The sequence below is a fragment of the Pseudoalteromonas sp. SG44-1 genome (assembly GCF_014164315.1).
Lineage (GTDB): Bacteria > Pseudomonadota > Gammaproteobacteria > Enterobacterales > Alteromonadaceae > Pseudoalteromonas > Pseudoalteromonas rhizosphaerae.
This window is the reverse complement of the sequence record NZ_JACJEW010000295.1, coordinates 1-271: the sequence shown is the minus strand read 5'-3', so window position 1 is coordinate 271 and position 271 is coordinate 1. Positions and strand designations below refer to the sequence as shown.

Annotated in this window: 1 pseudogene; it reads right to left on the bottom strand. The window is 53.9% G+C overall.

Annotated elements, in window-relative coordinates:
• Positions 1-271 (bottom strand): annotated as a pseudogene (locus H5187_RS24215) (RTX toxin); the annotation flags it as partial.

The following is a 271-nucleotide window of genomic DNA, read 5'->3' as shown; positions in this document are numbered from 1 at the left end:
AGCGGCTGCGTGGCTTCTGCACTCCAATTACCGCTAGCATTGGTTTGTACTGTCACCGTATGGCTGCCATTGCCATCCGTAAAGGTAATCGCAATGTCACTATTGGCTAGATCCGATGTCCCTGTAACCAGCGGCGTATTGTCGTTGGTCAACGCCGGTGCATCGATAGTGACGCTCGGCGCTGTTGTGTCTATCACCCCAGTTTCGCTATCGGTGCCGGTATTGCCTGCGGAGTCTGTCACACTGACATTCACTGTGTACTCGCCTTCGA